The following is an 8,076-nucleotide window of genomic DNA, read 5'->3' as shown; positions in this document are numbered from 1 at the left end:
ATAGAAAACAATGTCAAGAAAATTTGTCAAGATTGTGGTATAAAACTATTAACTTGGGCAGAAATAAGCTTATTCATCGCCTGTTTCTGGCTGCTCGCAAGCCGGATATTTGCCTGCTAGCAAGTCTTCTTCAAACTGCAAAATTCCCCGATAATTTGCCTCGTAATGGCTGACGTCTGGCAATTCTAATAAGGTGATGCAGCGCCAAACGGCGGCAATTAAGCGCTGGAAGTCGGCGAGCTCGTCGTTGGAGAAGCGGTCGTCAAGTGCCACGATATCACCTGTTGCCTGGTCTGGTTCGACAAATTGTAGCCGGGCGCCGGCGAATTTGTAGCGGGCGTAATCGCGCGAATTGGCGCAGAGCAGCTCGTAGAACATCAGCTGTTGGCGGTATTTGTGGAGCTTAATTTTTTCGTAGTCTGACTTACCTGTCCAGGAAGTTGACGGTTTGCCAGTTTTGTAATCGGTGACGGTGATGGTTTGATTGTCGATATCAACTAGGTCGAGCGAGCCGGTCAGGCGGGCTTGGCCGAGAACGACGCCTTGCCCGGCGAAGCTAAGCTCGGGTTTTTGCGACGGTGTGAAAGTACCGTATTTGGCGCCCAGAAAGGCTTCGAGCGCTTCGATGCCGCGCTTACTATACAATGCCAGATCAGCGTCGCTTAAATTTTGCTGGTGTAGTAGACGAATGAACTCACCGGTAATGTCTTCGATTGGTTTGCGAGTGCCGCTGGCCGCTAAATGGCTGTGCGCGTGCTGCAGAACGGCGTGAATCAGAGTGCCGTAGATGGCGTTGGCGCTTTTGGCCTGCGGGAAGCGCAGCAAATTATTTAGCAAAAAGTTCTGCGGTCCGCCGCGCGTAACATCAATAAAGTTATTGAGGTGCGTGACAGACAATTTGTAATTTTCGAGCGTTGGCGCTAGCAGCTCTTTCATAGTGCGGTTAATCGGCGCAGTCAAGCGGTCGTGCCAGGCGATTTCGCTTTGCTCGGCGAGCGCGGCGGTGCTGCTTGGCTGGCGGTCAATTTCTTGCAAATTGGTGCCAGCCAGAAAACTAGCTTTGAGCGTGTCTTTGGCGGTGTCGTCGTTGCGGGCATAGCTCAGGTAAAGCTGGCGTTTGGCGCGCGTCATGGCCACGAAGTACAGGCGAATGCGTTCGTCATAGCTATCGGCGTTTGGCGAGATAGCCAAGTTCTCTGGATAGCCAATCAAGCGGCTGCGGCTGCGCACGCGTTCGCCCCACATTAAATCGATAGAGTTGATGACGTAAACGGTGTCGAACTCTAGGCCTTTGGATTTGTGGGCGCTCATTAGGTTGATAGCATTTTGAGCAGTTTCGCTGGCGCGCCGGATGCTAACGACGGGGATATTAAGCTGGCGGTAGGTGTCGATTAGCGTCAAGAAGTCGCTGGCTAGCAGTGTGCTGTCTGGCGCGCCCTCGCGCAATTTGCCGCGCAAAGTTTGCAGCGCTTCCAAGGCAGTTAGGTAAGCATCGGGTGAGCTGCCAAGAATATTGCTATTAAAATGATATTGGTAGAATGGCGAGGTGAAGGTGTTGCGGTGCGGCTTGATTGGTTTGCGCGCGGCGTCGCTATCATCATTATCGTCGTCGGTGTCGTCGTTGGCTGTGTAGTTTTGCGGCACGCCGATGAGTGTATCTAGGAAAGTTTCGAGCGGCTCGGTCAGGCTAGCTCTGGCGCGGTCGAGCAGCCACTTGGCTAGCGGTTGAAAAGTCGGCGACGCCAGCATCGCTTCAAGCCAGTCGGTGCGGTTGCGGTAGGCTTGCAAACTTAGCCGCCAGATAGCTTCGCTGTCAAAGCCGAACATTGGCTGAGCTATCAGCTCGGGCAGCAGGCTGTTGGCTTTGTCGTGCTCGCCTGCTGCGATGTCAACGCAGATACGAGTCATTAGCTCTAGCAGCTGGACGCGCTCATCGTCGAGAACATTATCGCGGCGCTCATAATTAACAGCAATACCAGCGTGATTCAGATACGGTAGTAGCGCAATCAAATCGCTGTGGCGCCGAGCAATGACGGCAATCTCTGATGGTTTTGTACCTTTTGTGATATTCTCTTGGATTGATTCGGCGATCCAGGCGAATTCCTCCTGGCGGCTTGGTAGCGCGGATAGCGTAACTTGGCTGTTAGCGTCGTTAGTGTGTGCTTGCAACTGCTTATTTATATCCATAGATGTTTCTAGGCGGCCGCTAGCCTGAGTAATAATTTCACGGGCGCGGTCGAGAATGGTTTGCGACGAGCGGTAGTTGTCGGTCAAAACGACGCTAGCGTGATCTGGGTAGCGCTTGCGGAAACGATGGATGTTGCCGACATCGGCGCCTTGAAAACTGTAGATTGCTTGATCATCGTCGCCTACCGCCATGATGTTTGGCGCGTCGCCATGCGGCGTGTCTGTCAGGTTGAAGAGAATACGCAGCTGTGCTAGGTTGGTGTCTTGAAATTCGTCGACCATGATGTATTGATAGCGTTCTTGCAGATTGAAGCGTAGGTCTGGATACTGCTCAATCGCTTGCACGACGTTCAGAATCATGTCGTCGTAGTCGAATAGCTCGGCTTGGCGCATTTCGGCGAGATAACAGTTGTAAATCGGCGCGACGGCGCGCAATTTCGCGTGGCGTTTGCGGTCTTTGAAGACGAACTCACCGTTGGCGTCCTTTTCGAGCCAGGCGTTACGCCAGGCGGTGATCGGCGTTGTCTTGCCGCTGGCGACTGCTTCGTCGAAGGCGCGCGCCATACTTAATGCCAAAGCGTCGGCTAGCGGTGCGATAGCTGGCGGCAATTGCGGCGCTGGCAATTCGGCGATTTTGTTGGCAATTGGCGATAGCAGGGCGATAGTGGTTTTGCTGATGCGATTAGCGAAAATAGCTGCGAGCTCTGGCTCAACAGCGTCAAGCAGCTTTTCGTTGCTATCAATGATTTGCAGCAGCTCGCTGCTAGATAGACCGGCCTGCTTTAACTCGCTGATTACTTGCGCCGTGTCGCGCAGATGCGTGAAATCGCCGTTCATTTTGCTGGCTAGCGGATTATTGTAGTCGAGCTCCTCGAAAATATCAGTTAGAATCGAGTAAGTGGCCACTTCGTCGGCTGGTGAAAAATCAGCGCCGCGATAAAAATACTCACTATGATGATTGATTATTTCGGTGCCGAAACTGTGAAAAGTTTGGATTGCTACTTTGTAAGCATCGGTACCAATGATTGACGCTAGACGCGCCCACATGGCGTTAGCGCCGCTATCGGTAAAAGTCAGGCAGAGAATATTTTCGGGCAGTGTGTCGGTGGCGCGCAGAATATTGGCAGCGCGCATGCTGAGTAGCTCGGTCTTGCCAGTACCAGGGCCGGCGACAACCAATAGCGGGCCATCAATGGTGTCGACGGCCTTTTTTTGAGCAGAATTAAGCTTATTGTAGCGAGTTTTGAACTTTTCCATCTATTTTATTGTAGCGCAAAGCTCGGTAAATGCCCTAATGTTTTATGGTATAATTTGATTGTGAATAATGATTTCTTTGACGATGCTGCAATCGAGCAAATAGCTAAAGACCGCTTTGGCGTGTCCTTAGAGGTGAGTACGGTGGTGGCGCGGCGGATTGATTGCGGACAAGCTGCTTTGGCAACTTTTTTTCTCTCGGCCAAGAAGCAGTTATACTGCTACATTGAAGGCTCGTCGCAGCTGACGCTGGGCGATATTCGCAAGATGGCGGTGCGTATGGGTGTGCGGCCCGAAATATTTTTTCCGCCGAAAGGCCAGCCGCAATATTTCGAGGAAATTGCGCGCGATATGTTCGTTAAGGTATATCCGGGTCGGCGCGATATCAGCCAGGACGACTTGCGTTTCTATCGAACTCTGGTGCCGTATTGTCCGGCGCTTTTCTTGGTTGAGGAAGTCAAAAACGGCACCATTTATTGCGCTGACCATGATGCAAGCTCTGGCTGGCGGCCAGCGGCGAAGTTTGTCTATCGGAGGCTCCGAACGAGTTAAATGCGGGATTATTTAGATATTATTCGCCGTAATTTGATGTCGCCAATTGTCATTGCGATTTTTTTGTTGGCGCTAGCGCTATTGTACGCTGGCGAGCGGCGCGATGCTTGGTTTATATCGGTAGTGATTGCTGTCAATACAATAATTGGTATTGTTCAGGAAGTTCGCGCCAAGTATGCTCTCAAACAGCTGGAGTTAATGAGCGCGCCGCGAGCACGATTAGTCCGCGGCGATGAAGTTGTAGAAGTGATGTACGATGTCTTGCAGGTTGGAGACGAGATTCTACTCGAGACTGGCGATGAACTGCCAGCGGACGGCGTAGTTCTATCAGCTCGCGGATTAGAGGTCAACGAGAGCATGCTGACTGGCGAATCAGCCTCAATTGACAAGAAGAAACATGATGAAGTTTACGCAGCAACCACGGTGATAGCGGGCAGTGCGCGAGTGCGAGTAACGGCAGTCGGCGATGCCACCAAAGCGGGTGCAATCAGTGCTACGCTCAAGCAATATACGCCGCGCTTGACGCCGCTACAGCAAGCAATTCAGAACGCGATTACTTTCTTGACATATTGCGCGATTGTGTTGTCGCTTCTGGTTTTCGCGCGCTACCGTATTGCTGGCTTCGAGTCGGTGCGGATTCTCAAAACGATTATTACTAGTGCTATCACCATCGTGCCAGAGGGGTTGCTGCTGGCTAGCTCGCTGCTGTTGGCGTTTGGCTCGCTAAAATTGGCCCAGGCCAAGGTCCTACCGCAGAAATTGTCGGCGATTGAAGCGATGGCGCTGCTTAATATATTATGTACTGACAAAACGGGCACGCTGACTAGCGATGAGATTACTTTGGAGCGCGTCGAACCCTTTGGCAGTGGTAATGAGCCAGTCAAGCAGTTGGCGGCGATGGTAGCGCACGAGACTAGTGGCGGTAACGCTACTGGACAAGCGATTATCACTGCGCTTGATTTACCTTATGAATATACCGTAGATGATATATTAGCGTTTTCTTCGGCGCGTAAATTTGCTGGCGTTAGAGCGCGAGTCGATGGCCGAGTTCGAACGCTTATCATGGGCGCACCGGAATATGTGGCGCGGATGGCGCCGCTATCGACAGCCGAGCAGCAACAGATTGAGAAGTGGACTGACGATGGTCTGCGCGTATTGTTGCTGGCGGAGTTTGATGATAATAACACACCATTGAAATCTTTAAAGTCGGGCAGCGGCCGGCCGTTGGCGGTAGTTTTGCTGCGTAATTTGCTGCGCGATGGCGTCGTCGATACGGTAGCGTTTTTGCAGCGCCAGGGCGTAAACATTCGCGTTATCAGCGGCGATAATCCGCGGACGGTTCAGTATGTGGCGCGCGCTGCTGGAATTAACAATCCTGACACGGCAATTACTGGCGCCGAACTGGCAGAGCTTGACGAGCCGGCATTTGCTACAGCTGCCGACCAGCATACGATTTTTGCGCGCGTTTTACCAGAACAAAAGGAACGTCTAATCGCTCACTTCTCGCAGCAAAACCATCAATTTACTGGCATGGTTGGCGATGGTGTCAATGACGCTCTAGCGCTCAAGAAAGCCGACCTTGGTGTAGCCATGTATGCCGGGGCGCCAGCTAGCCGGCGGGTAGCAGATATTATTTTGCTTAATAATTCGTTTAATTCATTGCCGCTGGGTATGCGTTTGGGGAATCAAATTATGCAAGCGATCGAGGTAATAGCGACGCTGTTCTTCCACAAAATTATTTACGGTTTGGTGCTGCTGGCGGTAACGCTGGTGCTGGGCGTGATACACCCGTATGCGCCGCGTCACATTACTTTTTTGAATATTTTCTTGGTGACGATGCCGACGATTATGTGGACTCTCTTCCCTCCGCGGTCGCATCATCGAATTAACCCGCGCAATTTTTGGCGCGATACGCTGGGCGCGGTGACGCCAATTGCGCTCGTGTCGGGTGCGGCGGTATCGATAACGTACTTGATGCTGCGCGCTATGCAGCCGCACGACCAGGATACGGTATCGACGATGACGGTGCTGGTAGCAACGTTTTTTGGCGTATATTTGGTATTTTTGGTGGGGCCGATGTTGGGCGTGGTGCTGGATCAGCGCGCCAAAACAGCACGAATGCTGTATATAGCGGCAGCGCTGCTGGTAGCGTCGACTAGCTTTGCTGTACCGCTGTTACGCCGATTCTTTGACTTCACGATACCGACCTTAGCAATGATTGGTCCGGTGGCTGGCGTGGTGGTAATTGCCGCCCTGTTGCAATGGCATCTGGCCCGCCGCGCTGGTAAAATCTATCAGAACAGATAGGGTTGTAATAAATAAAAACGCCCCTTCGTGCAGGGAGCGTTTTTATTGTTGCTGCTGAGAGAAATTTGGTTTAGTAAACCTTCAGCAACACTTCGCCGCCTAGTTTGGCTTTAGCGGCTTCAGCGCCAGTCATGACGCCCTTGCTAGTGCTAACTAGGACGATGCCGCGGCCTTGCTTGACCTTCGGAATGTCAGCGCTAGAAACGTAGATGCGGCGGCCTGGTTTAGAGACGCGCGCTAGCTCGGTAAAAGCCGCGTTCTCGCCATTGTTATTGATGGTGATGACGAGCGTACCGCGCGGCTTGCCGTCCTCGAGCTTGACATCGGCCAAGTAGTGATTCTTGACCAATTGCTCGGCGACGATTTTCTTGAGCTTGCTAGTAGGTACGCGCACTTCAGTCTTACCGACTAGTGCGGCATTGCGGATGCGGGTCAGGAGATCCGCGATTGGGTCAGTAGATTGTAAACTCATATCTTTTTCTCCTTTCCTTTACCAACTACTCTTTGTGACGCCTGGGATATTACCTTTGCTGGCCTCTTCGCGGAAGCGAATGCGGCTCATGCCGAAGCGGCGCATATAGCCGCGCGGACGGCCATCAGACATATCGCGAAATTTGCGCCGGGTTGGGCTAGAGTTGCGCGGTAATTTCTGTAAAGCATCAGGGTCGGTAGCTTTTAGAGCGGCGCGTTTAGCGGCAAACTTCTTGATCAGTTTCAAGCGTTTTTTGTCGCGGGCGATCATAGATTTTTTCGCCATTATTTGTCCTCCTTTTCAAATGGTAGGCCAAATTTCTCGAGCAATGCGCGCGAATTCTCCTTGCTACCGTTTTTGATTACGAACGTTACTTGCAGGCCGTGTACTAGCTGAGTTTCTTCAAATGTCAACTCTGGAAAGATTGACTGGTCGGTGATACCGAGGTTGTAGTTGCCGCTTTTGTCAAATTTGCTGCCGACGCCGTGAAAGTCGCGAACACGCGGCAAGCTAACGTTGACTAGGCGGTCAAGAAACTCGTACATGCGAACACCGCGCAAGGTCACCATCACGCCGATTGGCGAGCCCATGCCTTTGCGAATCTTGAACGTAGCAATTGACTTTTTGGCTAGGCGTTCGACTGGCGCTTGGCCGGTGATGCGTGTTAAGGTGTTTTTGACGGCGGCAAGCATGCGCTTGTCATCTTTACTTTTGCCGGTACCGACACTCACGACGATTTTCTCGAGGCTAGGAACCTGGTTCACATTGTCGAGATTCAATTCGGCCTGTAGTTCCTTGAGGTACGTTTCGTTGTACAAGGCTTTCAGGCGAGGAGTGTAAACGGCTGATTGTTTAGCTTCTGCCATTATTTGATCTCCTTATTATTAAGTTGGCGGGCGACGCGAACTTTAGCGCCGTCTTTGGTTGAGTAGCCAACACGGCTAGTTTGAGCAGATTTTTCGTCGACGACGAGCGCCAGTTTACTTAGGTCAACCGGTACTTGAATATCCTTTTTACCGCCGCGTGGATTGAGCTGGCTAGGCTTGATGTGGCGAGTCTTGACGCCGATACCTTCAACTAACGCTGCATTTTGCTGCGGCAAGACGGCTAATACTTTACCGGTGGTGCCTTTGTTGGCGCCAGCGATGATTTTGACAGTGTCATCTTTATGAATACGCTGAGTCATTAGAGTACCTCCGGAGCCAGGCTGACGATCTTCATGTAGCCCATGTCGCGTAGTTCGCGCGGTACTGGGCCGAAGACACGGGTAGCCTTTGGCTGCTTGTCATCGTTGATAATCACCA

The 8,076-nt window shown here is 51.9% G+C and carries 8 protein-coding genes; 2 read left to right on the top strand and 6 right to left on the bottom strand.

Annotated features, from left to right (window positions below; translation table 11 throughout):
- Nucleotides 1–69: 69 nt before the first annotated feature.
- Complete coding sequence (locus tag G1ANC_RS02910; protein WP_129693525.1) at nt 70–3,444, bottom strand: ATP-dependent DNA helicase; 3,375 nt, start codon at nt 3,442–3,444, stop codon at nt 70–72.
- A 60-nt stretch (nt 3,445–3,504) separates the two neighbouring features.
- Here G1ANC_RS02910 and G1ANC_RS02905 point away from each other — a divergent pair, with 60 nt between their 5' ends.
- Entirely contained in the window at nt 3,505–3,993 is a 489-nt protein-coding gene (locus G1ANC_RS02905; RefSeq protein ID WP_129693524.1) for a hypothetical protein, read from the top strand.
- Nucleotides 3,994–6,300, top strand: a complete 2,307-nt coding sequence (locus G1ANC_RS02900; protein WP_129693523.1) for an HAD-IC family P-type ATPase — start codon at nt 3,994–3,996, stop codon at nt 6,298–6,300.
- 70 nt (nt 6,301–6,370) lie between these two features.
- On the opposite strand, the gene rpsH is transcribed toward G1ANC_RS02900, so the two are convergent.
- From rpsH to G1ANC_RS02875, 5 genes are all read right to left on the bottom strand, one after another.
- A complete protein-coding gene (gene rpsH / locus G1ANC_RS02895) occupies nt 6,371–6,772 on the bottom strand; it encodes a 30S ribosomal protein S8 (RefSeq protein ID WP_129693522.1) in 402 nt (133 codons plus the stop codon).
- A gap of 18 nt (nt 6,773–6,790) precedes the next feature.
- Nucleotides 6,791–7,057 carry a 30S ribosomal protein S14 gene (rpsN, locus tag G1ANC_RS02890; protein ID WP_129693521.1) on the bottom strand — a complete coding sequence of 89 codons (267 nt, stop codon included), beginning with the start codon at nt 7,055–7,057 and terminating at the stop codon, nt 6,791–6,793.
- The gene (gene rplE, locus G1ANC_RS02885) at nt 7,057–7,638 is read right to left on the bottom strand and encodes a 50S ribosomal protein L5 (protein ID WP_129693520.1); all 582 of its coding nucleotides are present in this window, start codon (nt 7,636–7,638) and stop codon (nt 7,057–7,059) included. The genes rpsN and rplE overlap by 1 nt, the downstream gene beginning before the upstream one ends.
- Nucleotides 7,638–7,958: a 50S ribosomal protein L24 gene (gene rplX, locus G1ANC_RS02880; RefSeq protein WP_129693519.1), complete on the bottom strand. Its 321-nt coding sequence runs from the start codon at nt 7,956–7,958 to the stop codon at nt 7,638–7,640. Before rplX ends, rplE begins: the two co-directional genes overlap by 1 nt.
- Nucleotides 7,958–8,076, bottom strand: a 119-nt coding sequence (locus G1ANC_RS02875; RefSeq protein ID WP_195157091.1) for an uL14 family ribosomal protein, incomplete at its 5' end; no start/stop codon positions are given. The genes G1ANC_RS02875 and rplX, both read right to left, overlap by 1 nt.

It is taken from the genome of Candidatus Nanosynsacchari sp. TM7_ANC_38.39_G1_1 (assembly GCF_004138385.1).
The sequence above is the reverse complement of the archived record's forward strand: the minus strand, read 5'-3'. Positions and strand labels throughout refer to the sequence as shown.

Bases quoted from the DNA above. Each gene is read 5' to 3' on its own strand.
- rplX (WP_129693519.1), bottom strand. From the start codon at position 7,958: ATGACTCAGCGTATTCATAAAGATGACACTGTCAAAATCATCGCTGGC.
- G1ANC_RS02910 (WP_129693525.1), bottom strand. From the start codon at position 3,444: ATGGAAAAGTTCAAAACTCGCTACAATAAGCTTAATTCTGCTCAAAAA.
- G1ANC_RS02900 (WP_129693523.1), top strand. From the start codon at position 3,994: ATGCGGGATTATTTAGATATTATTCGCCGTAATTTGATGTCGCCAATT.
- rpsN (WP_129693521.1), bottom strand. From the start codon at position 7,057: ATGGCGAAAAAATCTATGATCGCCCGCGACAAAAAACGCTTGAAACTG.
- rpsH (WP_129693522.1), bottom strand. From the start codon at position 6,772: ATGAGTTTACAATCTACTGACCCAATCGCGGATCTCCTGACCCGCATC.
- rplE (WP_129693520.1), bottom strand. From the start codon at position 7,638: ATGGCAGAAGCTAAACAATCAGCCGTTTACACTCCTCGCCTGAAAGCC.